The sequence below is a fragment of the Vibrio sp. 10N.239.311.G01 genome (genome assembly GCF_041465805.1).
Lineage (GTDB): Bacteria > Pseudomonadota > Gammaproteobacteria > Enterobacterales > Vibrionaceae > Vibrio > Vibrio crassostreae_C.
The window spans coordinates 104764-131722 of record NZ_JBFSRM010000013.1 but is presented as its reverse complement, the minus strand read 5'-3'; the positions used below and the strand labels follow the sequence as shown (position 1 = coordinate 131722).

17 protein-coding genes and 2 pseudogenes are annotated in these 26959 nt (G+C 41.8%); 4 read left to right on the top strand and 15 right to left on the bottom strand.

From position 1 onward, the window contains the following. On the top strand, positions 1-278 hold a 278-nt coding region (locus tag AB6D06_RS12655; protein WP_372101368.1), incomplete at its 5' end, for an Lrp/AsnC ligand binding domain-containing protein. A 29-nt stretch (positions 279-307) separates the two neighbouring features. Here AB6D06_RS12655 and tssG read toward each other — a convergent pair. The 13 genes from tssG to AB6D06_RS12590 all read right to left on the bottom strand — a co-directional run bounded on the left by tssG (position 308) and on the right by AB6D06_RS12590 (position 16197). Next, positions 308-1306 (bottom strand): type VI secretion system baseplate subunit TssG, encoded by a 999-nt coding sequence (gene tssG / locus AB6D06_RS12650; RefSeq protein ID WP_372110372.1) that lies wholly within the window; start codon positions 1304-1306, stop codon positions 308-310. Continuing rightward, entirely contained in the window at positions 1303-3051 is a 1749-nt protein-coding gene (gene tssF / locus AB6D06_RS12645; RefSeq protein WP_017064523.1) for a type VI secretion system baseplate subunit TssF, read from the bottom strand. Before tssF ends, tssG begins: the two co-directional genes overlap by 4 nt. 10 nt (positions 3052-3061) lie before the next feature. Then, positions 3062-3472: a type VI secretion system baseplate subunit TssE gene (gene tssE / locus AB6D06_RS12640; RefSeq protein WP_017067543.1), complete on the bottom strand. Its 411-nt coding sequence runs from the start codon at positions 3470-3472 to the stop codon at positions 3062-3064. 60 nt (positions 3473-3532) lie between these two features. Next, entirely contained in the window at positions 3533-5008 is a 1476-nt protein-coding gene (tssC, locus tag AB6D06_RS12635) for a type VI secretion system contractile sheath large subunit (RefSeq protein ID WP_372101370.1), read from the bottom strand. 8 nt (positions 5009-5016) lie between these two features. After that, positions 5017-5523, bottom strand: coding sequence for a type VI secretion system contractile sheath small subunit (gene tssB, locus AB6D06_RS12630; protein WP_017064520.1), 507 nt, complete (start codon positions 5521-5523; stop codon positions 5017-5019). A 17-nt stretch (positions 5524-5540) separates the two neighbouring features. After that, positions 5541-7115 (bottom strand): type VI secretion system protein TssA, encoded by a 1575-nt coding sequence (gene tssA, locus AB6D06_RS12625; RefSeq protein WP_372110368.1) that lies wholly within the window; start codon positions 7113-7115, stop codon positions 5541-5543. Between the two features lies 1 nt (position 7116). After that, positions 7117-9108 (bottom strand): serine/threonine protein kinase, encoded by a 1992-nt coding sequence (locus tag AB6D06_RS12620; RefSeq protein ID WP_372110367.1) that lies wholly within the window; start codon positions 9106-9108, stop codon positions 7117-7119. A 668-nt stretch (positions 9109-9776) separates the two neighbouring features. Continuing rightward, a complete protein-coding gene (locus AB6D06_RS12615; protein ID WP_102333581.1) occupies positions 9777-10730 on the bottom strand; it encodes a hypothetical protein in 954 nt (317 codons plus the stop codon). Continuing rightward, a complete protein-coding gene (locus AB6D06_RS12610; protein WP_372110365.1) occupies positions 10723-11715 on the bottom strand; it encodes a DUF2169 domain-containing protein in 993 nt (330 codons plus the stop codon). Before AB6D06_RS12610 ends, AB6D06_RS12615 begins: the two co-directional genes overlap by 8 nt. Beyond that, entirely contained in the window at positions 11696-13015 is a 1320-nt protein-coding gene (locus AB6D06_RS12605) for a hypothetical protein (protein WP_372110363.1), read from the bottom strand. Before AB6D06_RS12605 ends, AB6D06_RS12610 begins: the two co-directional genes overlap by 20 nt. Before the next feature lie 25 nt (positions 13016-13040). Beyond that, positions 13041-13526, bottom strand: coding sequence for a hypothetical protein (locus AB6D06_RS12600; protein WP_102333578.1), 486 nt, complete (start codon positions 13524-13526; stop codon positions 13041-13043). Beyond that, the gene (tssI, locus tag AB6D06_RS12595) at positions 13526-15604 is read right to left on the bottom strand and encodes a type VI secretion system tip protein TssI/VgrG (protein ID WP_372110361.1); all 2079 of its coding nucleotides are present in this window, start codon (positions 15602-15604) and stop codon (positions 13526-13528) included. Before tssI ends, AB6D06_RS12600 begins: the two co-directional genes overlap by 1 nt. Before the next feature lie 74 nt (positions 15605-15678). Further along, entirely contained in the window at positions 15679-16197 is a 519-nt protein-coding gene (locus tag AB6D06_RS12590) for an Hcp family type VI secretion system effector (protein ID WP_012600867.1), read from the bottom strand. Between the two features lie 454 nt (positions 16198-16651). On the opposite strand from AB6D06_RS12590, the gene tssH reads away from it, so the two are divergent. From tssH to AB6D06_RS12575, 3 genes and pseudogenes are all read left to right on the top strand, one after another. Continuing rightward, positions 16652-19345 (top strand): type VI secretion system ATPase TssH, encoded by a 2694-nt coding sequence (gene tssH, locus AB6D06_RS12585; RefSeq protein WP_372110359.1) that lies wholly within the window; start codon positions 16652-16654, stop codon positions 19343-19345. Continuing rightward, positions 19332-20715: pseudogene (locus AB6D06_RS12580) on the top strand (sigma 54-interacting transcriptional regulator); the annotation flags it as partial. The gene tssH and the pseudogene AB6D06_RS12580, both read left to right, overlap by 14 nt. An 80-nt stretch (positions 20716-20795) precedes the next feature. Then, positions 20796-20960, top strand: a pseudogene (locus AB6D06_RS12575) (helix-turn-helix domain-containing protein); the annotation flags it as partial. Positions 20961-21039: 79 nt separating this feature from the next. On the opposite strand, the gene AB6D06_RS12570 reads toward AB6D06_RS12575, so the two are convergent. Both AB6D06_RS12570 and AB6D06_RS12565 read right to left on the bottom strand, forming a co-directional pair. After that, a complete protein-coding gene (locus AB6D06_RS12570; RefSeq protein ID WP_372110357.1) occupies positions 21040-25731 on the bottom strand; it encodes an OmpA family protein in 4692 nt (1563 codons plus the stop codon). Further along, positions 25724-26959: a TolB family protein gene (locus AB6D06_RS12565; protein ID WP_372100955.1), complete on the bottom strand. Its 1236-nt coding sequence runs from the start codon at positions 26957-26959 to the stop codon at positions 25724-25726. Before AB6D06_RS12565 ends, AB6D06_RS12570 begins: the two co-directional genes overlap by 8 nt.

Genomic DNA, 26959 nt, shown 5'->3' with positions numbered 1-26959 from the left:
ATACGGCACAAATAAGAGTAGAAAATGACGGGAGAAAAGCGGCAAGTTATTTGCTAATTTCTTGTGAAAAAGGTAAGAAAAATGATGTAAGTAATGCATTAAAAGAACTACCTGAAGTCAGACTTACAAGCATTGTTGGGGGGACCTACGACATTATTTCTTTGATTGAAGCTCCTGATCTGCAATCAATACACCATTTATGTAATGAGATAGAGTCTTTCAATGGCATTCGCTCTCTCAATACAACAGTAGTGCTACACCAGCCAATCAGTCGTTAAAAATAAAGCCGCTCTTATGAGCGGCTTTTTTAAATGCCTCCAATTACTCTAATCTTCGCATCTTTCGTACCTGCTTGACCCAACCAAAAAGTTTGCCCCAAACTCGTCCCATCACCTTGACCGAGTTGGTTCTTTGGAACTGAGTCTAAATCAACGGTTAGCTTTAAATCCCAAGACATGGGGTCACGAAGAATAAAACGCATCAACCCCACTAAAGTTTTATGGAAATCTCCTCCATAGGAGAACTTTTGGAACGTCTCGAAATCAATGTTATCAATACAAAGATTAAACTTACCGTTTAGATCTGGGATGCTCTTACCTAAATGTAAATTTGAACCCAAAATACAATTCGTTCTATTTAATTGATTCCTTTGGCATTCGGCAATTTTTACTCTTCGAAAGACCCACTCTTCGATTCGAACACTTGGTAATGAAAAATAGTGCGCAACAATGCCAGAAATAAGTTTCGGAGAACGTGTCCTGGTAGATAGCTGATTGACGTAAGACAAAATCTTTGCACGATCAAGCCCGATCGTATCGGACTCTTGAATAACATTAGACAACCCTGCTAGGTGCAGCATACGCCCAGAAAAGTCATCTGTTGCATCGCTTTGATACTGAACATGATAACGGTACTTTTTCCAAACACGATAGATTAAACTGGTATATCTATTATGAAAGAAATCAAAGAAGTCTCTAACTGGATTATCATCATCATCTCTACCTACTAATTTTTCTGTATAGTTCGCGGGCAAAGGTGAACTTGAACCGTGTAATCCTAAAAAGTTAGTTTCAATTCTCGAATAGTGCTCACCAGACCTTTCCATATGACTGATGAATTCCATATCACTTTTGGGGAAACAGAGGTTTGGTGAGACACTAAACGCAATTCTCTCTTGATAAAAATATTTGTTTTCACCAACCGCTACAAAATCACTGCCCGGTAATAGTTGGTAGTGCTTCTCTAACAACAAAACTGCTTGAAAAAAGCTAAATTCGTTTATTTTTTCTGATAATTCATCAATCATAAGATTGTTTGCTGTCCAGTTAAACTTGCCCATTGGTAGCTTTCGCCACTGCGTTCATCGTAGACTTCTAACTCTGTAAATGAGTTAACACTTGAATATAAGCGTATGAACTCATTCAATACATTTGCCATCAAAAACATGTCCCCTTCATTGACAAAAAAACTAGAGTTCATCTTAAGCTTAAATTGATTACCACGAACGGATACCCCTCTAAACACTCTATCGATAGGTTTCATTTCTGATGAGATAATGCCGTCAAGCCTGTGCAACGAAGCCCTATGAGCCTGCCTATCCACTCTAGAATGGAAGTCATATGTAGACAGTAAAACCTTGAGTACATCAATATTAGAGAGCGATAAATAATTCAATGACATATTAGCAATCAGTTGCCATTGGAGTTCGCCATTCACTTGCGGGCTAACAGATTGCGTAGGTTTAGTAATATTACTAAACGTGGCGTAAGTTGGAGATTTATGTGTGGTATATATGATGTCTCCTACAGACAATCTTTCAGACAAATCTGCATTACTGCACAATAACTTCATCAAAACCGTTTCGGTTCCTAGGTCTGCAATATCCCCATTGTGGGTATGAAAAGATATATAACGCTCAAGCCCTCTTCCACTCACTCGCTCTGAAACTTTTGACTTGTAGAAATCACGTTTATCTCTTTGATTTATTTGGTGTTCAAAGGACTCAAATTCAATAAGAGATTTTCGTCGCCTTTCATTTTTGCTCCAACTTTCTACTTGGTTTATTGAATAAACTTCGTAGTGATCCTGGTTGTCACTCTGTGGCCGAACTTTATACTCATTTCGGCGATGTTCAAGCCGAATTGGATCACCATCTTTTTCGAATAGGTTCACAGCTGGCGTGCAATGTAACCTTAAGTGCTTATCTTTCAGGACAACTTCGGCAGGTAATGCTCTCTTAAAATGGAATTTAAGGTTCACGGTACTTCTTTGTGGTATCCCTTTTAGCCAATCGAGACCGGTAATATCAAAAAACATAAATTTGTCTGGTAAAGAAAAATATTCTTGCAACAAACGATAACCTGCAAATGAATTGTCGCTATATGGCAGTATCGCTTCGTCGTCTTGGTACCCAACCGGTTTAACAAATTCAGGTCCAAGTTTACGTTTATACCCACCGCCCACGTCTAACTCGACGTAGTCTAAGTATCTAAATATCCATAAGAAAAGAATTCTAGTTATATGGATCTCACCATGTAAATGAAACCTTAATTTATCTAACCCGATACGAGATAACTCTAGCCCATGTTCAGTCGCAAGTGTCACATCAACAGATGAGCTTGTTCGACTGTTGCTTTGGTCAATGCTTGTGATTTTTAAGGGGAAAAGCTCTACGTCATAGCAGGTTCTGAATAAACATTGCGTACCTTCCACTTGTTCACTAGCCATCTCAGCCCCGCGCTTTACCACTGTTTTTTCAGTGACACTTCCGGAGTGTGGCGTTAGTTCGCTAATGCATAACGAAGGAATCGAGCGCATGTAATGTGGCCACAACAGCGTCATTAACGACTGAGTGAGCTCTGGGAGTTCATCATCAATCTTTTCTCTAATACGGCCAGTAAGAAACGCAAAACCTTCAAGAAGACGTTCTACATCAGGATCGAATGTTCCTTCAGATAAAAAGTTGGTCAGTTTTGGATTGTACTTGGCAAATTCGCTGCCGGATTCTCGTAGATATGTGAGTTCATCTTGAAAGTATTTACTGTTACTCAATGGGCACCTACTAAACGTTAAATTGGCCGTCAGTTCCCATATAGACATCGATAGACATCGGAACTTTTCCACCGTTGTGTAAGACTTCTCCGCATATGCCAAAGCCTAATTGAAGAGGGTTGTTGTGATTTTCTCGGTAATGCACTTCAACGCTTCGTAGCCGAGGTTCGAAGCTTTCTATTGTGGAAGTGATGTTCTTTTGAATGTGACGAACTAAATTGGTGTTGTTCGATAGAACATCATTGAAATCAGGTAAGCCATATTCCCCATCGATCATTGCATTACCCGCGTGAGTATTAAGCAAATCAGCAAGGTGCAGATGAATGGATTCAATTAAATGCCTATGTGAAACCACTTTTTCATAACAGTTTTTCGGCTCACCAAGTTCAATTCGTTCTAATAATCGGTAACCTTTTTCCATATAACACTCTAAGAAAAAAAGCAGCCAGTGAACCTGGCCGCTTATTTATTTCCAAACTTATTATTGGTCTAGCTTACCAACCAAAGATAAGTCAAAGCTCGCGCCCATGTACTTGAAGTGAGGACGAACAGACATCGATACTTTATACCAACCTGGGTCACCCTCAACGTCAGACACTTCGACTTTAGCCGCTCGTAACGGTCGACGACCACGAACTTCTGCTGGCGGGTTCTCTTGGTCAGATACGTATTGACGGATCCATTTATTTAGCTCAACTTCCAAATCGGTACGCTCTTTCCAAGAACCAATTTGCTCACGTTGAAGTACTTTAATGTAATGAGCTAAGCGGTTAATAATGAACATGTAAGGTAGCTGAGTACCCAACTTGTAGTTCATCTCAGCTTGCTTGCCTTCAGGTGTATTCGCAAACACTTTTGGTTTTTGAACTGAGTTTGCCGAGAAGAACGCTGCGTTATCAGAACCTTTACGCATTGTTAAAGCCATAAAGCCTTCTTCTGCAAGTTCATACTCACGGCGGTCAGAAACCAGAATTTCGGTTGGGATCTTAGTTTCGATCTGACCCATCGCTTCAAAGTTATAAACCGGTAAATCGGTTACCGCACCACCACTTTGCGGGCCAATAATGTTTGGACACCAGCGATATTTTGCAAACGACTCACTGATCTTTGAAGCCATAGCATAAGCTGAGTTACCCCAAAGGTAATTGTCATGGCTGTCCGTAACCATTTCATCGTAGTCAAACGCCTTAATTGGGTTGTCTTCAACTGAGTATGGCGTACGCAGCATAAAACGTGATGTACACAGCCCAACATAACGTGCGTCTTCGTGATCACGGAATCCGCGCCACTTAGTATACTGAGGACCTTCAAATACCGACTTTAAGTCTTTTAAGTTTGGTAATTCTTCATAAGAATCTAAACCAAAGAATTGAGAAGATGCAGAAGTAATAAATGGTGCATGAGACATAGCACCTACATTACCCATATATTCCATTAGTTTAATATCAGGCGAAGACGCAGATAGTTGGTAATCACAAATAACGGCACCTACAGGCTTACCACCAAATTGACCGTATTCACGAGTATAAATCTGCTTATATAAACCTGATTTCACTACTTCAGGAGCATCTTCAAAATCATCCAGAACTTCGTCTTTCTTAGCCGAAATAAGTTCGATTTGAATGTTTTCACGGAAGTCCGTGTGATCAACAAGATATTTAAGACCACGCCATGTTGATTCAATCGCTTGAACTTCTTCGTTGTGAAGAATTGCATCAACCTGTTTAGACAACTTTTGATCAATCTCAGAGATCATCAAATCAACTAAAGACTGGTCTACTTTTTCTACTGTTGAGCTGCTTAATAACTCACCAATGAATGCTTCAACGCCACGCTTTGCAACGTCAAAACCCTCATCACTAGGTTTAATGCGAGTCTCATTTAAAATGCTATCCAGAAGAGAGCCTGACTCAACTAGAGCTGCTTCTTGTTCTGGTGCTTGTGCTTCTGCCGACATGATCTTCCTTACTCTGCTTTTTCGCCTTGGTCTGCACCAATGCTTAGTTCATCCAAAAGTTTCTTTCTTGCTTCTTCATCTTGAAGAACTGCTGCAATCTTCTTACGGAACGCAGGTACATTCCCTAGAGGGCCTTTCAATGCAACCAAGGCTTCGCGAAGTTCTAGTAAACCATTCAGTTCAGGAACGCTCTTCGCAATCGACTCTGGAGTAAAGTCCTTCATATTTTTGAATGTAATATCAACGCCAATTTGCGCACCTTCTTCATCAGAAAGACGGTTTTCAACATTTGCTTTGATATTCGGTGCGTAACCTTCTAATACTTCGTTAAAGTTATCTTTATCGATATTAATCGGATTACGCTCTTCGATCGGAGTTTCATCTGCACGAGCAGTGAAGTCACCGACAACCATCATACTTAGGGGCAGTTCAACATCATCAGACGCATCGCCTGTTGCTGGAACATAACGTATATTAATTCGCTCTTTCGGAGCCACCGAGCCATCACGTGACATAATTAGTCCTTTCTAGTTTATTGCTGGTCATAAATTGTTTCCCATTCGCTATATCTCACAGGTAAAAAATCCTTAGTTCGATATAGTTCCTTTAGAGTTTTTTGAATTAGATTTTCTAAAGAAAAAAACAAATGGGGTTCCCAAATTGATAGATTTAGTTCCTTAGCCACCGCCCAACTTTGTTCCAAGTAAGGCAAGCACAAAGGGTATAAACCAACACTTTGGTAGGCTTTCACTAACTTTAAGTGCAACATGAATTGTCCACGACCGGAGTTATCCAACTCGAGTTTGTTTGACAGTTCAGCCACATATTTACCCAAGTCACCCAGGGCAATATCCTCCATCTCAGATAGATCATCTTCAGCTACAACAATAGTTTGAATTATTGACGACTTACCCGAAGGACAAGCGCTACCTGTAGACAACCAAGTAATCGTTGCTTCATCCGCAAATGGAATAGAATTTTTGAAAGAGAGGTTCTCAATTCCCTCAAAAGAATCGACAAATCTCTTTGTTTCTTGCTTTACAGCCAACGCAGCTTCGTCATACCCAAGATTGTCTAACATTGAATAAACGAAATAATGCCCAGTTAGCCAAAATGGCGCATCAGTAAGTGTTCGTTCTAGACGCTTGATCGTATCGATATCACTTTCTTGATTTGCTTTATCTCGATATTCCGCCTGCTGGTCTGATGACACAGCGAGGCTAAGAGGCGTTAGATTGTCTTTGTGATCAGGTAAACCATCAACGTCGGCCCATGTCAGGTGACGGTAAATCCGATATCCTAAAGGTTCAGTCGGATTTGAATGCACCATGATCTCAGACACTTTTTTTAACGTACGCTTTGATGCAGCCGGAGATGAAAAATCTGTGTCAACGTCTACAGTGCTGTGCTCTCGAGGTTTACTTCGTTTCTGATTAGGCGTGGTGTGCGTCTTCGGACTGTCAGCTTCGTGGCTTTGTGGAACGATCGCTTTCTCGGACAGTGCAACAACATCAATGAGCGGTTCGGAATCAGCCAAACTGTGTTCAACCAACGTTTCTTCATTTAAAGATGCGTTCTGCATTAGTTGATTCAAATGACTTTTTAATTCGAAAAAGTCTACATCAGAGTCTTGAAATATCTCGTCAAACTGACGCTGGATACCTTCAGTTAGTGTGATACATCGAGATAGAACTTCCCAGTCAAGGGATTCTGCAGACAATTTAGTCGCGACGAGTTTGAATTGATGATTGAGCCACTCAACAGCCCCATCTCTACCTCTTTTACGTTTAGGGTATAACTCATGACCAAAACGACTGATTGAGTCATTGAGCAAAGATAATCCTTCCTCAAGCCCTATCTCGCCTTTGTCCTCTACCAAAGAACGGATCAGATAACAAAGCGCTTTAAGATCCTTACTATGCTGACTTAGCACTTCAATCGAATGGACTTTTACTATATGCCAGTCAACAGTCTCACCAAATAATGAACCAAATTTTTTCACTTCGGCTTCCATCATTTCATAGCAAAACTCGTACCTAGCATCCTCACCAGTTGGTGAGTGTTCAGATATTGGTGCTAATAGCGTTTCAGTATCGATCAGACTCAAGTTAACCTCTGCTTTCAGAATTGTAATTTCTAATTGCTCGCTCGATTGCTATAGCACCTCGCGCTGGTTTAGATAGTTGATGACTTTTGTCTATAGAATCACTTGCCATACTATTAAGAATTTCCGTTATTTCGCTGAATTTCTTAGGGGCATTAGTCTCTAGATCAGCTAACGAGTCGTGAAGTTTCTGTCGGCCAAATACTGATTGTTCAGTTACAGTACTGAACAAGATAAATTCGCTTCTTGCTACTTTTAGAGCTCTTACTTTAGCTTTCAATTTTGGCGTGTTACCAAAAAATGATTGCGCAGCTTCTGCCTCAAGAATTGCTTTGGTGTAATAATGCTGCTTTGCATTTTTCTCTATCGAGGCATCTATTCCGCTGAGCACTTTTCGCGGTAATACATGACTATAAAAGTAGGCTCTTGACTGGTTTACTTTCCAAGCAGTTTCAATATCACTGTCTGCAACATCTGATTTCCCATCTAAGATGAGTTCGACTAAACGCTGTTCTTGATTCCCACCAAAGGCGGCAATATTTTGTGAATTGATGGTCGCCTTATTCAGACTTGCCATCGTTTCCGTCAGCGCTTTATCTGCATAAGGAAATAGAGAGCCGTCACTGTTCAGTTTTTCTCGCAAAACAACGAGATCATGCCGGATCGACATCAGAGTTTTAGGAAGTAGATCGACCGCCCCTTCATATTCATTCAAGTCCGATTCATAGTTTTTATACAACTTAGCTAATTTGCTCTGTTGGACTTCATAAGCTTCTCGGTAAGGAGCTGTCGAGACGACATCTTTTTCCATATCTTGCAACGCGAATTCAATATCCCATGGAGACTGTGCTAAAAAAGACGCGGTTTGTGCAGGTTTAATAGTGCTCACAAGGCTACTCGAACTGTTGGTCGATTTAACAATCGATTTCCATTCAGGCTGACCTTGGTTATATAAATATGTACCAGTGATAATCACGACACACAGAACCAAACTCGCTTCTAAGTATCGAAGTCGACCACTTTGAATTCTGTCAATAGTTCGATGTTTGGTTAGAACGAGATCAGCATTCCGTAAACTACTAAATAAGGGAGCACTTACTTCAGCACCAAATTTTTGGGTATCGATCTTCGCTAGTTGCTGCGCAAATGAAGTCGCTGTATACCTGTGCTGTCGAGGGTTGTTGACAACCTCTTTAATTAACTTCCATACATGGTTAGGGATTAAACCTGGTCGTTTTTTTGCTTGTAATTGAGTTGTCCAAGCATCGCCAAATGCAGCACCAAGAAATAGATGCCCAGTTAATAACGCCAATGAATAAACGTCATCTTGAGGTTGAGCCACGCCAGACTTTATAAACGCAGGAGACGCATAGCTCATGCTTGCTTCAGCGTAAGTATTAGATTCACCAACATAACGAGCAGCACCAAAGTCGATCAACTTTACATAATCGGACTCTGTAACAATAATGTTTGAAGGTTTAATATCTAAATGGCAGACACCTCTCGTGTGCATAAACTCAAGCGCACCAGACAATTGATATATCAGCCACGCAATATGGTCATGCCTAAAACCTTTAGGAGTATGACGAGCCATTTTTTCAGCCAAAGATTCGCCCTGAATCCACTGATACATAAAGTATGGTCGATCGAACTCTTTGCCTATTTTAATGAAATCAGCAACACTCGGATGTTGAGACATCTCAAGACGACTGGCTTCATTAATGATTAATTCATTCGCAAGTTCAGATGAACCTTCATTTAGAACCTTACAGCAAACCTGTTTTTCAGGGTTCCCTTTCTTGGCCAGGTGATAAACAGTCGTTTTGCCATTTTTTGAAGGTAATGTATCTAACACGTCAAATTGGGAGAAAATCACATACTCTAGCTTGGGCTTATTTTTATTAGCCATATTCTGAGCTTGCTGATTTTTCTTTTCGATCGCTTTCACAACCAACTTATCTAGATAACCTTTGGCTGTCCCTTGCTTTTCTGGCACGCTAAACTCTTTATCAAACGAAATAAATTAATGTTGGATAATAATTACTGTCCAATACCCTTTTCAATAGCAGTATTTAAAACCATCGGTAAGACTATTAATTCAGTTATTATTACTAAATAACCAAACATTACGACAAACGCTTTAACTAACTATTTTTGGCTAAAAATTAGGGTACTTATCCACGTAAATAACGAACTAAACATACATTGTTAACTGAGTCACATTTTTAGTTCATTCTAATAAAAACGAATTGTTCGTTTATCTGAGTAATGTTCAATAATAGTATTGATTATCTCTATAATTGGAATAGGTGTTTGGGAAGTGGATTCACCAAATAGGAATTAGGAATAGTTCGATATCAAGTGAGCATGGTAAAGCACTAAAATACTGCTCACTTATCATAAAACCATCAAGCCTCGCTCCTAAGCTTGAGTTTGTAATTGGAATGTACAACGCTATATTTAATTACGATGATAAAAAATACACATCAGTTTCATTAAGGTGTTACAAATTTAGAGATAGAGCGGTGCAGCAACTAAAGCGGCTTGATGAATAAGGTGGATCTAAATAAACGCTAAGACTAACTTTGTCTACTGAATCGCCTTTCAGATAATTGTCGTGTGATAATGATTATAATATAAGCGTTTCGTATCACGGCTATGCAGTCAGGTCTGTTTCATACAAGTGAGTTGGAGCAACGCCCTTTCTCCTTTAACATCAAACATTAACAGGGTTACAGGGCTATTATGCGTTACCTCTTGGATAGTGCAGGCCATTAATGCCAATGCAGAACAACTACCCAATGTACCCCATAAATCATTAATTAAAGTGGGCTGCTGTGGGTTATCAAAACATTCGGCGCGTGCACCTAACGCGAACCCATAATCTTCAGTATGAGACCTCAGATTAGTCATATCAGAGAATACAGGCCCAAAACTCTTGATATTGCGACTCGCATTCCTGACGAGCTTCATTACTGACCTTCGCGTTGTATTTGCAGGTTCTACTTCGAAATAACCTAACTTTGCTTTGGGTTTAAGCTTTAACGTTTGCACCAAGTTATTCCGACATAACAGTAAACCCGCCCCGCCCTCACTCGGTATTATGCCCCATGGATTAGTTGAACTCATGACATCTCCAGATTCGATTAAGTCACTGAGATCATCAACAAGTGAATCTACTGAGATACTCATTATTGCATCGAATTGGTTCAACTTAGCCAATGATGTGGTCAAGTATGATGGTCCACTTTGTTGAACCACTTCATAACGTGATATTGAATCACAATGCTTACATTCACTTAACCACTGACTCATCTCCACAGCAGAAATAGAGCCCGGTACATTGACGAGTAACGGAATAGGCTTTAATGATGTAGGTAACTGCTTTAAAAGAGAGTCGATCAAGCTCTCAATAAGCACCGAACACTTGTCAAACAATGATGTACTGGAAATGTATTCAATACTAGCGTACGTGAATCTTTCTATCCCATCACCGGCCACTTGCTGATCGAACCTTCCCAAATCCGCTTTGGCAACTGTTGTGGCAATATCAAGATTCATGCCCGTTGGTGTCATGGCTTCCATACCAATAACGAATCGTGCTGAATTGTTATTCATTATCCGACAACTCCTGTTTTTTATGGATCTTCGTTGACACTAAAAGATGCTCCTCGCCTTGACATGGAAAGGCAGCGCTGTAACTGATTGAAAGTATGCGAGCCTCTGTATCAATGAAAACCGTAGAAATAGGCATATCTACTTGATAGTTGGCATTTTTAAATTGAGCTTCTGCTACATACATCTCTTTGGGGAAACGGAAAGAGAGTGCATCATTATGGCAAAAGCCACTCATCATCAATCGTTCACCGCCAGATATGAAGCCTTTGCATTGTTGGTCTAGTGGCGCACTCTGATAAAAACGCTGGTCAAAGTCTACGGGATAAAGAGGTTTCCTATTCTCTAGCCAATCGTCATCAAAAGTGCCAGCATATTGCTGACGAGCCCCGAAAAATGGGGCTAACGGGCCAAATCCAGCAACCCGTGTATTCTTGGGTGTCGCACTCCAATCTTCCGTAGGATAAAAAACCGAAGGAACCTTCTGTTTCAATAGTTCCCCTTTAGTATCAGCAATACCTCCGCCGAGCCGGTTTCTTAAATCGCCTCCGATAGCACAGGAGAAGTCCATCTCTTTTTCCACAAATGGGAGTGGTTTACTTAGCGTTACGCTACCTCCGTGCTCAATCCATTGCCTATCACCAAGTACCGATATGGTTTTGTCGATATGGCCATCAATCAAAAGCCGACACTCATGGTACGTAACTGCCTTTTTTGCATAGCTTCGTGCCTTACCGAAAATCAGCACATCAGTATTGGCTTTGACTATGGCAAATTCATGGTCTATTTTCATGGCGGAGAGCCCCGCTTCACCCAAATAAATCGGATCGTCGTAAATCTCTGACTCTTCTTGCTCCGTCCAAACTGAATCTACGAGTTTCCAAGAGCGTTTTCCAACAACAACCCACACCTCATCGCCATTCTGATCTCGTTGGAATCTGCCTTTAATAGAAAGGTCAGGATGATTCTCAATATCCCACAACTGCATTATTATTCCTTAAATTGAACCTTTCTGAGGCTGCTGAATTCTGAGTTAATCGTGTGATATTCCAGTTTTGTTGATGAGCAGGCATAGTAAAATCCCAAGGAATGTATGATCGAGTGTGAAGACAAACCTGTCGCCAAATCCAAACCCTAAATACGGTACTAACCTGAGTATCGAACATGGCTTGTATACTGGTTTCTAAGGTCAAAGGTTGCCCCATTCGACTTGGTGATACTTGTATGTAAGCACCACTTTCAACCCACTCTGTTAACTTTATGAGTATTTCATCCCATTCAATGTCGAGGCCAAAATTTTCTGGTGTCACTGGCATACGTTGTCCATAGACAATATAGAGCGCCTGAACCCATTGCTCGCCATCGAACTCATCAAGGCTTAACATCAATTCAACTATTTCAGGAACGTGCTCATTCAGGCCATGTAAAACAAACTCAATTGGCGCCAGCGCACCGCTCGTATCAAACTTGGAAAACTCTTTGAGTTCTAAAAGTTTGGCAAAAGTAATGACTTCAGGATCAAAGACACCATCGACGGATACACCGAACTCCTTACGAAACCATGTATTCCTGTCTTCCTTCGCAAGTAATCGTTCAAACAAATTCTGACTGCCCGCAGTATTTTCAACTAACCAAATGACGCTCTCTGAATCATTTTGTAAAGATAAAAACGAATGCGTTTTATGATCGGAAAATCGTTTATCTTTGAGCCAACGTTTTAATAAACCGACAGTAATACTCTGACGTAACTGTATGCATTCAAGGAAAAGTAAGGGAAGCTTACAACCACCTTCAACCATTCCGATGATCACAGAGTCGATGTCTGATAATGATGACTGAACAACTAGCAATTTTGCGGTTTGGTAATCCAAATCATCAAGTATCGATAAACCACAAAGTAGGTTTTCGTGCTCTTGTCCAATTTCAGAATTCAACATGAGCCAAGCATAAATGGTTGGTTCGCTCTGCTTTAATTGATGAATCAATCCCGGAGCCAATCGATAGAAAGACAAATAAACATTTTTTAGGTCTTCAATCTGACGCTCAGCCAGCGCTAAATACTCCAGTTTAACGCTTGGGTATCCCCTTTTATGTACTTGTAAGCGTTGCTTTAACAAGAAACCGAATGTCTCCGAAGCCAGTGACAGCTTTTCATTACACATATCCAGCCATTTGATAGGAAGCTCGTTCAATAAAGTGAGCGTAATTTCCGCATTAGCGATGGCCAGTTCCACATCTTCATTAGTAATCGGCTGGTTTAGTTGATCTATACCTATTTTTTGACGCATCCGTGAATCCAATCTAGTAACACGATCAATTGATCGCTATGGTGCCGCCTTGAATTTTTTGAGCCTTCTCAGCTTGAGAAGTCACATATTTGGCTTTGGTGGTAATTCGGCCATCACGGCCGCTGTAACGAGTCTCTGTTTCGCCACTTCTCACAATTAACTCTTGTTCCGTTTCAATAACCATTTTCTTGGCTCTCAGTACAAACTCATCCGAGTCATCAACAATGGAGAAAAAGATATCTGTGACTAAAGGAAGGTTAAAGTCGTTATTAAGAAACTCGATACGACATGAAAGGTTGTTATCAATAGCAAGTTGCAACTCAGCTAATTTAAACCCTCTCCCCAACCTCGCATTAATTGGCTGCTGCAACGGGTTTCCTTCAAAATCGACGCGAACACCACTCTTAGTTTCGTTAATCGATACAATTGTTCCAAAACGCGAAAAGCAAGCCGTTGATTCGGCTTGCTGTTCGGTGATGGTTTGTATAATTGGGGTTTGTTTTTCCATCATTAATTGATCGCCACGTTTCCACCTTTGATTACAACTTTATCGCTTCCTTCGATGGTTATTGAGGAACCTGATAACTTGATAGAACCGTCACTATTCATCACTAATGAAGACCCACCCGTCTTCAGTACTATCTTGTCACCGCTTATGACCTGCGTCGCGCCATCGGCTTTGTATGAAGTGTTTCCTTTAACAGAGACCGTTAAGTTGCCACCAACCGTCTGGTTATCATCGGCCCCTATATCAGAACTTTTTGATGCACCTACCGTTAAATTACTGTTTTCACCAACATCAAAATCATCATTCTTACCAATCTTGGTAATTTGATTGTCTCCAATTTCTAAGTCAGAGTTGTTCTTAACATATTGAGTTTCATTAGCGTTGTAAGTAACGGATACATCTTGTTCGACAGTTTCAGTAAACGTGCTGTTAACTTGGGTGGCCTTGTGTCCGTCAATGGTCTCTTTGTGATCACCGTGAACATCATTTGTCTGATGGCGTGCAACCTTTAAAAACTCATCTTGGCCTATGTCGCGGTAGCGGTTATTCAAAACCTTAGTCGACATGTCCTTTTGCGCATGAATGTAGACTTCTTCTTGGTTAGCTTCGTCTTCAAAGCTCAACTCGTTATAGCCTGTCCCTTTATGCGTTTGAGTTCTGAAAGTTGTACGCGTTTTGTTCTCTGGTAACGAATAAGGAGGATAATGAAGTCCGTTATAAACTGCACCAGTAACTAAAGGCCTATCAGGGTCTCCCTCTAGGAAGGTAACAACCACCTCATGACCGATGCGAGGTAGGTATACCGCCCCCCAAGTCGGTGCTGCCATTGATTGACTCACTCGAATCCAACAACTGGAATGCTCATCGCTCTCGCCATAACGGTCCCAATGGAACTGAACTTTGATTCGTCCAAGCTTATCAGTATAGATTTCTTCGCCTGCAGGCCCCACAACGACCGCTGTTTGTGTACCTTCAACCAAAGGAGCCTCAAGTTTTGGAGCTCTAAACTCAACATTCCTAGGAATGCACGCAAACTGATTGTGATATGTAGTTGGCAGACCATTAGTTTCATCTTCATGAACCTGAGGATCATGGCCACTATGCATTACCGATATCATGAGGTAATCACGATTGATTGCTGAACGTGGATGTTCACTGACACTAAAACTGTATCCAGAAGCCAATCTCATGACATTACTGGAGGCCTCTACTTGCTGATTATCTACAACATGTTCAGACATCCATTCATTTGATCTTACTTGACCCATCATTGGATCTACGTAACGCCCTGGGAAATCGAATAATTTCAAATCTAAATCGAGTTCACCGGAGCTGCTCATTTCTTGAGGGATCTTCGGAAACTCGTAGTTATAGTCAGTGTAAGTAACGTGGCCGGTTTTCACTCGATTCACGAGTTCAAGGTCAGAGATATGCTCGCGGTCTGCAACACCACCACCATCCGCATGATAAACAATAGGGCCTAGATAAGATCCGTTAAGTGGTGAGCTCAATAACTCAGTTATTGCATCATTACTGTCGACAATAACCATTGTGTGGTTAGCTTCTGTATGCTCAAAGTAGTACCACATACCATGCTCTGCCAAAATTCGTTGAACAAACTCTAGGTCTGTCTCTCGATATTGGAGCACGTATTCTTTTGAAGGATAGACACCTGACAGTTCTAATCGATAATCAGTTACTGACGCATCATCTAAAGCTTCAGAGATGATCGCCGACGCTGATTTTTGTTGAAAAATGCGGCAGTCTTGTCTTTGGCTCAAAAACCAAGCTTGCGGAACAAGAGTCAGTTGGTAACGGGAGAATCTCCTACCCGATCCAAGGTAACGAACTTCATTAACTACGCCGTGAAAGCATCTCGCTGAACTGACACCTTGACCATATAGAGTCAAGCTACCTGGTTTACGGATGAGTGCATCAAATGAGATATCAGGATCAAGTGAAAGTAATGATAGGCTGATTTGAAAAGGCTTTGAAAGCTCTTCGATTACCTGAAAGCTCTCCACACGAAAATCATGCTCAGAGCCTTGCAGTTCAAACTTAAATTCTACGTCATTCACCATATCTTTTACCTGATACTAATAATAGAAATAGGGCCAACAGCAGTTGTTGACCCTTTGTTTTTCACGAAAAGCGATTAAGCTTCGCGTGGAGCACGCCAGTCATCGTTACCAGCAGTACCACAGTTTTCGTGAGTTACTTCGATTGCACGGTAAGTCAGCTTAAGTACTTCTTCAGTTACACGATCTGAAGTTGCAGCGTCTTGACAGTGATTCATACGAGTTTGAATATCTACAAGTAGTGCATCAATTAACTTGATTGAGTAGTAGTGCTCTTGCTTACCTTGTACTGAAGTACGGTAAAAACGGATTACACACTCAGGAAGCTTTTCGCCAGACACTAATGCGTTGAATAACAGAGGTGAACAACGGTCTTGTACTTTAGTTACTACTACAGGGCGGTGAACACGTTGACCTGTTGGTTGGCCACTTTGTGGGTCACGTGGAACTGTTAGTACGTGATCAAGTTCTTGAACTAGGAACTCATCAACATGAGCTTCTTGCCAAGTGTTACCTACAGAATCTGCAGAGTAAGTATCTTTAGTAATGTGACCTTGAGTTTCACCATTGATAGACATATATGCTGGAGTTGGCATCGATATTTCCTTTTTAAAATTTATAATTCATTAATTCACCAAATCGCTTATCACCGCGACTGATTAAGCTAATACAAACATCATGCCAACTTTATAAAACCAATGAATACAGTCAGTTACAAAAAATCACCCGTTATAAACATTATATTTAACAACAATTTGTTGTTTATAAAAACGATTTATTGAACGTGGATACTAATAAATTGAATTTAAAACACAAAGGCAAAATAACTATCTCGAAGATTAGAAATAAAGTCAAAAAAACTAGTAATTAAATCATAACACCTAGACTATTTATTATTTTTAACGGGATTTTAAATATTAGTCAGATAAAAAGCCAAAACAAACAATAAAAGTAACCAATAAACAATAGTAAATTCATCACCGAATAAAAAACCAGTTATCAATTTTAGTATAATTGCTGCATCCCATATACATAACTAATAGAACTAAAATGATAAATATAAACCTTTCCTCTTTAATACAACGTCTGCACCCTATTGTAAAAGTCGCTTTAGAGGATGCCGCTGCATTAGCCGTATCGGAAAAAGCCAATGAAGTGCAAATTGAACACTATCTATTAAGCTTATTAGAAAGGCCAAATAGTGATTTTGATATCTTATTAAGTCATTTCGATTGCTCAGAGACCATTTTAAGGCAATCCATTCGTTCGACTTTAGATACCAACACAACAGGCAACGGCAGCAAGCCCGTTTTTTCTTCGCTTTTAATCGAATGGCTTCAAGAAAGTTGGTTGGTCTCATCTTTAGATCTATCCGAAACTCAGATTCGCTCTGGCGCCCTACTTCTTACACTCGTGAGTAACCCACTACGCTATGGTCAGCACGGCTACGCTTCAATCTTAGACGGTGTAAACCCAGATACCTTAAAGCGTAACTTTTCTGAACTCACAACAAACTCTCTAGAATCTTTAGCAACGACATCAGAAAAAACCGACGCACGTGAAGATGGTTCGGCATTAAGTAAATTCACCACCGACTTTACCGGCAAAGCAAGAAAGGGCGAGATCGACCCAGTATTCTGCCGTGATCAAGAAATCAGACAAATAATCGACATCTTGGCGCGACGCAGAAAAAATAACCCAATCGCCGTAGGTGAGCCGGGAGTTGGTAAAACAGCGGTGGTAGAGGGTCTTGCATTAAAAATTACCGAAGGAGATGTCCCAGACTGCCTCAAAGGTGTTGAACTATACGGCCTAGACATGGGCTTACTTCAAGCGGGGGCAAGTGTTAAGGGAGAGTTTGAAAAACGCCTTAACGCAGTACTAGATGAAGTGAAGAATTCACCGACTCCAATCATTTTATTTATAGATGAAGCTCACACGCTAGTTGGGGGAGGCAATCAAGCTGGAGGCAGCGATGCTGCCAACCTACTTAAACCCGCTCTAGCACGTGGTGAAGTAAAAACAATTGCTGCCACCACATGGTCTGAATACAAAAAATATTTCGAAAAAGATCCAGCTCTGGCGCGCCGTTTCCAACTGGTAAAACTTGATGAGCCGTCGGCTACTCAAGCAGCATTGATCATCCGAGGCTTAAGACCAGCCTATGAAAAGTCACATAACGTATACGTACGTGACGACGCAATCACTGCCGCAGCAAACTTAGCTGATCGTTACATCACTGGACGTCAACTGCCAGATAAAGCAATCGACGTGTTAGATACGGCTTGTGCTCGCGTCAATATTAGCCTTAATGCAACACCGGCACCTGTTGAAACATTACATCAAGAAATTGCCGCTGCGAATCGCGAGCTCGAAGCTCTAGAACGTGACCAACTTCAGCAAACTGGTGACAAACACAGTGCCGCTTTAATTCCTGAGCTAAAAGAGAAGATTGAAAAGGCCACAGAAGAACAAGCTACCCTTCAGGTTCAATGGAAAAAAGAGCAATCTCTTATTCAAGAGATCATAGAACTGCGTAGTCATCTTTATAGCCTTACTACTCCTTCGACTGAAGAAGACAGCGCTCCTATAGCTGACAATACGCTTCAAGATGATGACGCACTAACAAGTGACAAACCAAATTGTCATGAATATTCTGAAGAGCAGACTCGCGAAGCTATTCAATCTTGTAACGAACGTTTAGATAACGTGCGCGGTACCAATCCGCTCGTTCACTATGAAGTAGGTCCAGACGAGATTAGTCATGTTATTTCTGATTGGACAGGCATTCCTATGGGTAAGATGCTTCAAGATGAGTCGCAAGCGACCTTAAACTTGAAGCAAAATCTAATTCAAAACATTAAAGGTCAAGAGTTTGCCATTGATGCGCTTGCTGAAGGTATTCAAACCGCAAAAGCAGGATTGGGCAACCCAGATGCACCAACGGGCGTTTTCTTATTGGTTGGCCCAAGTGGTGTAGGTAAAACAGAAACAGCTCGCGCTATCGCCGACCAAATGTTTGGTGGTGAACGTTTCATGACGACCATCAACATGTCTGAGTTCCAAGAGAAACACACTGTGTCTCGCCTTATTGGTTCTCCTCCTGGCTATGTTGGTTTTGGCGAAGGCGGTATGCTAACCGAAGCAGTACGTCAGCGCCCTTACTCTGTTGTTCTTTTAGATGAAGTTGAAAAAGCAGACCCAGAAGTACTCAACCTGTTCTATCAAGTTTTCGACAAAGGCACACTGAATGATGGCGAAGGTCGTACCATCGACTTCAAAAATACGCTCATCATCATGACGAGTAACCTCGCGACACATGAGATTGAGTCTTTGGTTCACCAAGCGAAAGACATTGATGCCAATATCGTCGCTGAAGCCATTCGCCCAACGTTGAATCAACACTTCAAGCCAGCCTTGTTGGCTCGTATGTCCGTGTTGCCATTCCTTCCACTTTCAGACGCAGCAATGACTGATATCATCCATCATAAACTGAAGAAAGTGTCTGAGCGCCTGCAAAGCCACCACAAACTGGCACTTTGCTATGGGGATAACTTAGTAGAATTCGTATTAGGCAACTGCCGCCTTGCAGAGACGGGAGCTCGAAATATTGATGCCGTTATTAACCGTCAACTATTGCCGCAGCTTTCGACTCAACTACTGGTGAATGACAAGGATGATTCACATACTCAAATTGACGTTTCTGTGGACGAGCAAGGAACTCTAACTTATGCGTTCAGCTAACCATAGTGAGCTTAGTAACGCCCTACTTGCGATCAGCCAATCTCTGGCTGATCGCAGCCAGTTAGCTCAAACTTTGGATGCCGTTCTCACAGCAGCAAGGCAAATGACTTTCGCGAAACATGGCATCATTTACGTGCTTGACCAAACCGGTCAAGCCTTGATTCCGAGCACCGCACACCACCATGAAAAAGTCATTGCCTCACATCCTTGGGAGCCTCTGCAGTTAGACACAGTAAGTGAAGCCGACCCATTCAACTTCGCCGTACGTAACGGCGAAGTTGTCTTGATCAATGAGCTATACACTTACAATGGTTATGACTGCGAAGGCATCTATCAAACCGAGCAAACGTTAGGTCTAAAAAGCAACAACTTACTTGCTTGGCCATTGATTGATGATGAAGGCAAAACCATTGGATTATTGGTTTTGCTCGATTTAAGCGTTATCGATAACGAAACCGCACTTACCGAGTTTTGCCGAATGGCGGCAAGTAATATTCGCCATGCCATTTGGTTAGAGCAATATGGACAAGTGATTAAGAGTTTAAGCGCCGATAACCAAGCATTGGTCCGTGAAAATACTCAGCTAAAAAAGCGGACAAAGAAAACCTATCAAGGTCCGATCGCTGAAAGTGAAGAGATGGTCAATGTATTGAGCCGACTTGATAAGGTGCTCTCTCTGCCTGTCGACGTCTTACTTAGAGGCGAGACGGGTGCGGGTAAAGAAGTCATTGCAAAATACATTCACGAAAACTCGAATCGTTCTGACCAAGCATTAATCGTTCAGAACTGTGCCGCAATTCCTGAACAACTTCTGGAATCCGAACTTTTCGGGCACAGAAAGGGCTCATTTACCGGTGCAGACAAGGACAAAGTTGGCTTATTTGAAGCAGCAAACGGTGGTACCCTATTCCTAGATGAAATTGGCGATATGCCAATGCTACTTCAAGCTAAACTGCTACGTGTGCTACAAGAACGTAAAGTTCGCCCTGTAGGCGCCAGCAGAGAGATTGAAGTGGATGTTAGAGTCATTGCTGCGACACACTGTAACTTAATGCAACAGATTAAAGACGGAGGCTTTAGGGCCGATTTGTTCTACCGCTTGAACGTATTTCCCATCACCTTACCACCACTGAGATCCAGACAAGCGGACATTATCCCACTTGCCGAGCACTTTGTTCAGCACACCACGACGATGTTAGGCTTGCCTCAATCACCGGGATTGAGTGCTAATGTGAGAAACCAACTACTTACTTATACCTACCCCGGTAACGTGCGTGAGCTTAAAAACATCATTGAGCGATCGGTTTTATTATCAGATTTCGAAACTATTACTCAGATTGAGTTTGGTGAACAGATCCCTGAAGACGTAGAACACCGCCAAGTTGTTGCTCCAACTACATCGGCAATTCAAACCACGTTCGAACCTGAACCTCTAGGAGATGACGATGTCGCAGTTGGCCTAAAAGAGGTCGTCAGTCAATATGAACGAACTGTGATTATCGACTGCTTAAACTCTTGTAATTGGCACACGAAACGAGCGGCTGAACAACTATCGCTCCCGTTAAGTACACTCAATCACAAGATGAAGAAATACGATATTTCTGCGGCGGGTTGAGCTCCGTGGATGAGCAAACTGAGCAGATCGATTGATTAAGTTCCGATTGACAATAAAAACCGCCCTAAGGCGGTTTTTTTTATTTATTGAGAATGGACGCTTCAATGATAGTTGCTAAGTATGGGTCTCTAATCCAGGTTACCAGACGCTCTGTACGCTCTGCTGGTTTCAGTTTTGCCCAGTTGATGTACATATCTTTGTCAACTTTATAGCTTGGGTCTTCACAATCAGAAAAATAAGGTAATTCATCTACATTTTTGTACTGCCTGTCCAACGACATCTCAAAGCTTCCAAGTTTGAACGGCGTCATTTCCGCTGTGTTGCGTTGTGCTAGAGAGGACACCTTTAGAACTGCTTCGTGGAATCGACCAAATGTCGAAACAACGGGTCCAAATGGTCGAAGCCCCTTGATTTCTTGACCGTTCAGCGCTTTAAATGCGAACTCGAAACGAGACACGTAGACTACCTTACCATCGAAATCTTCATCCATATATATGTTGGATAAAGCCTCAGAAACGAAATCTGAGTCTATATTTTTGTTAATCACATCACTGTCATTTAGCGTCCATTTAGACCCGTCCTTCTTTAGTATCCCGATGTAAGTAAGGTTACTTAGATATTCAGGGCCAGCGGTAGTTTCAGAGCCGAATACGGCTTCATTATCAAAAGTAGTAGAGAGCTTTAGTGAAACTGGAACACTCTGCCATTCGAGGTTTTGGCCCTGATACGACTCTTTTCTGTGCTTACCACCAATGAGCATAACTTCCATAGCGAATGACTTATTCGAAGTCCAATCAAAGCCTTTGAGCTCATCCGCAGTAGTGAACATACTCTCCTCGTTCATAAACTGTCGTTTATTTCCGTAGTTGACCGCAATCGCACTGTGCTTGATGTCATCGATAATAGGCTTTGTCGGGCCTTTATGAACTTTACTATGTAAGACAAAATCTAGCGTTAACAAGTCTTTCTCTGACACACTATTTCCGTTCGCTATAAAACCCGATTTCGCAGAGAGTGTATGGTTATGGTTTGTATCAACCCCTACAGGAATCTGTCTAGGTGAAGTAATAAATCGTCCGACTGTTTTGTCCACTCGTACTGGTAGCTTATAATTGCTTCCAGATAGAGTGAACTCATAGGTCATGTTTTTGAAGCCACCGCTGTGTACATATTCTTTGAGTACATCTTGTTGGGAGTCAATTTTTATCACTTGCCCAAAAATCGGACCGAGAGCAACTTTCGATAAATAGCCACTATAATCAACTAAATCATGCTTGGCGATCAAAGGCTTCACTCCAGAGAAGACATCATCACCAAAGTAAAAATACGGCTCAAACTCACAACCAATAAGGACTTTGCTGTCTACTTTTTCCGCCTCAAAAAATTCGGCCAACTCGCCTTTGGGGTCTACACTAAATTCCTCGTGTTTCATCGGTTTGAACATCAAATTAAACTTAGGCCCACTGGTATTAAGTAAACCGTCAGTGCGCTGATAAGACATCTCACACTGAAACACATTTGACGTCATCTGTTTTAGACTTTGTTTGCCTAACACCATTTGCCACTTCAAACGGTGGAAAGGCGATAATCGCACCTTTTTATTTGCTTTTAATCGTGCCTTCTCCCAATCATCAAAGGTGACCCATTTAGAATTGTCATGAGGCTCAGAGACTAATAACCTAACGAACCCTAGGTCCTCTTCTGATAATTTTTTAGACTCAACATTAAACTGTGTCGCAAACTCCACTAAGCCTCGTTGTTGATCGCGATTATAGAGCTTGTCTTGCACTGGAAACGCTACATTAAACGCCCCAGAAACATCTTTCCTTTTTGGAGCAATATAGTTGGCTTTGTTGCGAGTGATGATTTGTTCAGCGATTTCTTCACCGTAACTTTCAACTAATTGCTTGTGTCCCTCACGACGCATGAGTTCTTGGAGCCACAAGTTACACAAGTTTTCTTTTAACTCTGTGTTTAATATCCAGCCGTCGGTTTCGATATATCGCTGAATGTATTCATCGATAGCTAATATTCGCCACTGTTCTGTGAACTCTTGTTCGCCCTCAGCACAAGCTCTCTGAATCAAAAGCACCAAACCATTAATAGCAAGTGCACGGCGTTGATAGCGCTTAATCAACTCCTTTGCACCCGTAGCTTTTCCTAGGTGCTCGACTAACGCCTCTGAAGACGTAAAATACATCTCGGTCAATTGAGTATTAATTTCAGCCAATGAATCAATAATCTCTGTGGTTTCATGGCTAAGTTGTTCAATTGCAGATATGCTTTTTCTAACTTCGTTGTAGGAAGACAAGTAATAATCGAAGAGCGCAGAGTCTAGCAACTGGGCGCCACTCATCAGCATTTTCCCGCCTTCTTTGACAACGAAAAAGCCTCTTGCTGCCTGTCCTATTATCGGAACATAACAAGCCATACCAACGATCATCTCGAAGATAGCTAGCTTGAGCTCTTTTGCAATTGCTTCTTCTCCCAAGTTCGCATTTAACTGAGCTAAACGCGCTTGCTCCATAGCCTTAAAGCCGAGTCGACTCGGTGGAATTCTCGCCGCAAACTCTTGTAGGTAGATTCGAACCTCAACACGTCGGTTAATATTAAGTTGCGCGTTTTCGCGTTTGATTTCGTTGTTTGGTACCTCGACTATCGGTCGACGTTCGCCAAAAAATCGAATGTCACTAACTGAAGAAAAGAACTCAGCAACATGCTGCGCTCGCTGCTGCGAAAGGTTTTGGTTATATTCTGAATCACCGTTTTGACAGGCATGCCCTTCGATTTCAACAACGGCATTTGGAATCTTAGATAATTCTTTATCGACAGCAGCCAAATATGACAAGTGAGGGGCTTGAACCTGATTGTTATCAAAAGGAAAAACCAAGCGTAAACCAGCACCTTTATGGTCTTTAACAAACATTGCACTGTCTTCAGCAACGTCATTAGGAATGACGTCAGTAAACGTTACATTGTCGCCTAACTTATCTATGATTTGCTTAAGTAGTAATTCCCCACTCTTCAGACTTTCTTTCCAGACTGGTACCCAGTTCAGATAATCGCGTGATACCTGCTCAAAATAACTTTTCCTGAGTTTAGCTTTCTCTTCTGCTAAGCGTAATTGCTCGCTTTTGTCAGTGATCTCTTTTATCTCATAGAAGGTGTTGATTGCATTGAGCCCTGCACCAGCAAAGGGCGACAAAAAGCTTTTGATACTGCCGTTACCTGTCAACCAAGTTCTTGCAGCACTCCCCGCCACAACGTGGGCACTACCATTTCTCGCAGGTTCAATAACCTTGGTAAAGAACTTACTTTTATCAAACCCTTTCTCTTTGAGAAGCGCTTTTAAACCCACTTGTGCTGCACGCTCGGATTCCGATGCCGCTTGGCGTAAATCTTGAAGAGCTTGGTAAGCTGCTGTGGTAGCCGACACCCCAAATGAAAATTCCAATGCAGAAATCATGGCTGGGGGTAACGTGCCCTTATCTACTTGTCCCCAAAACGTGTTTGCTAAACTCCCAATCACGTCATGTTTACTTGATGGATTTTGATGAATATTAATGCCAGCATTAACCAAACTTGGTGTAACTTTTGTGCCAACCTCCCACAACGCAGCACTCATACTCGCCGTCGTTCCGCTATTCTCTAGGTTTTCAAGCTCTCCCATTCGGAAGGCTTGTAGGGCTTTAAACTGCGTAGGAAATTGGTATATCAAAGACTCTTCAAGTGAGATCATGTCGCCAGCAACAACCGCGATCTTACCAAACGGTGTCGTTTGGCTAAGCGTGATGTACTCTCGTAGCTCGTAGGTGACTCTGGAGATAAGTCCAACCTCATCATATTCTTTAGTTACATTAGTAGCATTCTGGACAAATTCGGGAATTTTACCTGCAAACTCTTGGTCGAAAACCACTTCAATGGTGTACATGCCATCAGTAAAAACGTCCGACGCCAACGGAAACAACGCGATTGGACGATGCGAACCGCTGGTTTTATCAAGTTTAGCCTGCGTTACAACGCCCTCTTCTTGTAAGCTTTTGTGTGTACTCGTTGTTTCGTCGAAACGCTTTACATCAACAACAGCTAGGTCATAATCATCGGTTGAAAAAACTACAGCGAGAAATGAAAAAGTCGGCACGGTAAAGCCACGAATGGGTTTATCTTCAGGAACAGAGTCATACCACTTGTTATATGTAACTTGCTCATCAGATAGTGCTTGAGTGCCCGCTTCATATTTAGGTGCGAGCTGTGAACGCTTTACTTCTGTGACGGCGTATTCCACTTTTTTTTCTAGCGAGTTTAGCGTTTGCTCACCGCCATACGCTTTTAGATTCCCTAAGATAGATGCAAGATCTGCGCACGCCTTTTTGATTGGGCGAGCATTACTCTGCGCACCAATCGCCAACTCTGTAAGCATTGACCATTCGGGAAAAGACAGCTTGTACGTCTTCTGTGCTAACTTATGTACTGGCGAACGCAGTGCCAAAACCTGATTGATATTGGTTTTTTGGTTTTTCTGCGTTGAATCACCCAGCACATGTAAACGACCTAAATCGTCTGTCGCCCAAAGAGCCGCGCTTTCCTCACCTAAATTTATGGCAATGGGAAGTCGTGACATAGGGCGGATATTTTTCAACTCTTCTAATGAGGTCAGGTCTTTTTCGATATTAATCGCTCTATATTGAGGGTTCTGTGCATCCCCAATATTAGGATAATCGACACCGAACAAATAGACATCTGTTGGTAAATACTTAAAGTCATTACTCATCGTTTTCTACCTCCAGAAAGCGCCCGTCATTAGCATCGGCATTATATAACACTGGTGTTATCGTGTTTTGACCAGATTGAATCACCTTCCATGACTGTCGACCTTTTCCGGTCAATTCATAGCGATAATCAGACCCATAACGTTTTATGGTTATTATTGCTGCTCCTACCTGGGTTTCTCGGCCATCATTACTAATGTTTACCACCTTATCGTAAACTTTCTTTTCATCGCCTTCCTTAGAAAACGCAAGCCACGTTTTATCTTCAACGTTTATCAGCACCTTACGATACGAGTTGATTCCCCATACATACTTACCATTAGGGCTGATCGCAATTTGGCGGTAGATACGCTTCTCAATATCTACGGAGTCTTCAAACTCTTTTTCAGGTAAAATAGTGTATAAGCGTTTGAGTGTCTTGGCGTCATAAACCCCAACCCCCAAGCCCGCGGCATTGATTAACTTACCGTCTACAATGACCGTATTTTCAGACAACGGTACGTCTACCTCTTCTTTGATTCCTGTCGCGAGTGTGTATTTAAAACGCTTAAAACCGTCTGAGAAATAGATGTAGCTAGAGTCGTCCGCCCAGACTAAATAAGGCTTGGTGCGCGCACTGCCCAGTTGAATGGTCTGCTGCGTTTTTAAGTCAAAGATCGCTTTTATCAGAGGCTCACCATAACTGTATGCATATGCCACATAACGATTATTGGGTGAGCGACTCATCATAAAGGTCTGTGGCGACGCCGTACTTGGCATATCATCCGTAACTAAACGTAAATCTGTCCCATCAATTTTCACGCTCCAAATTTTGTAGCCATTTTCGTAATCATTTACGAGAGGGTCTCGAGAGCTGACATTATTCCACCAAAACTGAATTCGAGGTTTGTCATAAGAGCTCGCATCAGACAAGTCTTCACGGGGCCACTCTTTTGCTCTGCGAACGGCATAGCCTGGTTTTACGGGAAGTGTACCTGGGTATTCAGGCCAGGACAGATCTTCAGAGTAAACAATAAAGTTGTGCTCACTTTGCCATTGGCAGCGTGGTCCTGTTACATCTTTGCGTTCCAATGACGTTGTTTCACCAACATCGTAACAAGCCTTCTGAGTAGGTTCTTTTTCTACGGATTGTGTTGTTGCAACATTCGAAGCTTGATTACTTTCGTCACCACAGCCTGTTAATAACATAACTGTCGAAAGAAGCGTGATACTTAACGTTGTTAGTTTCAT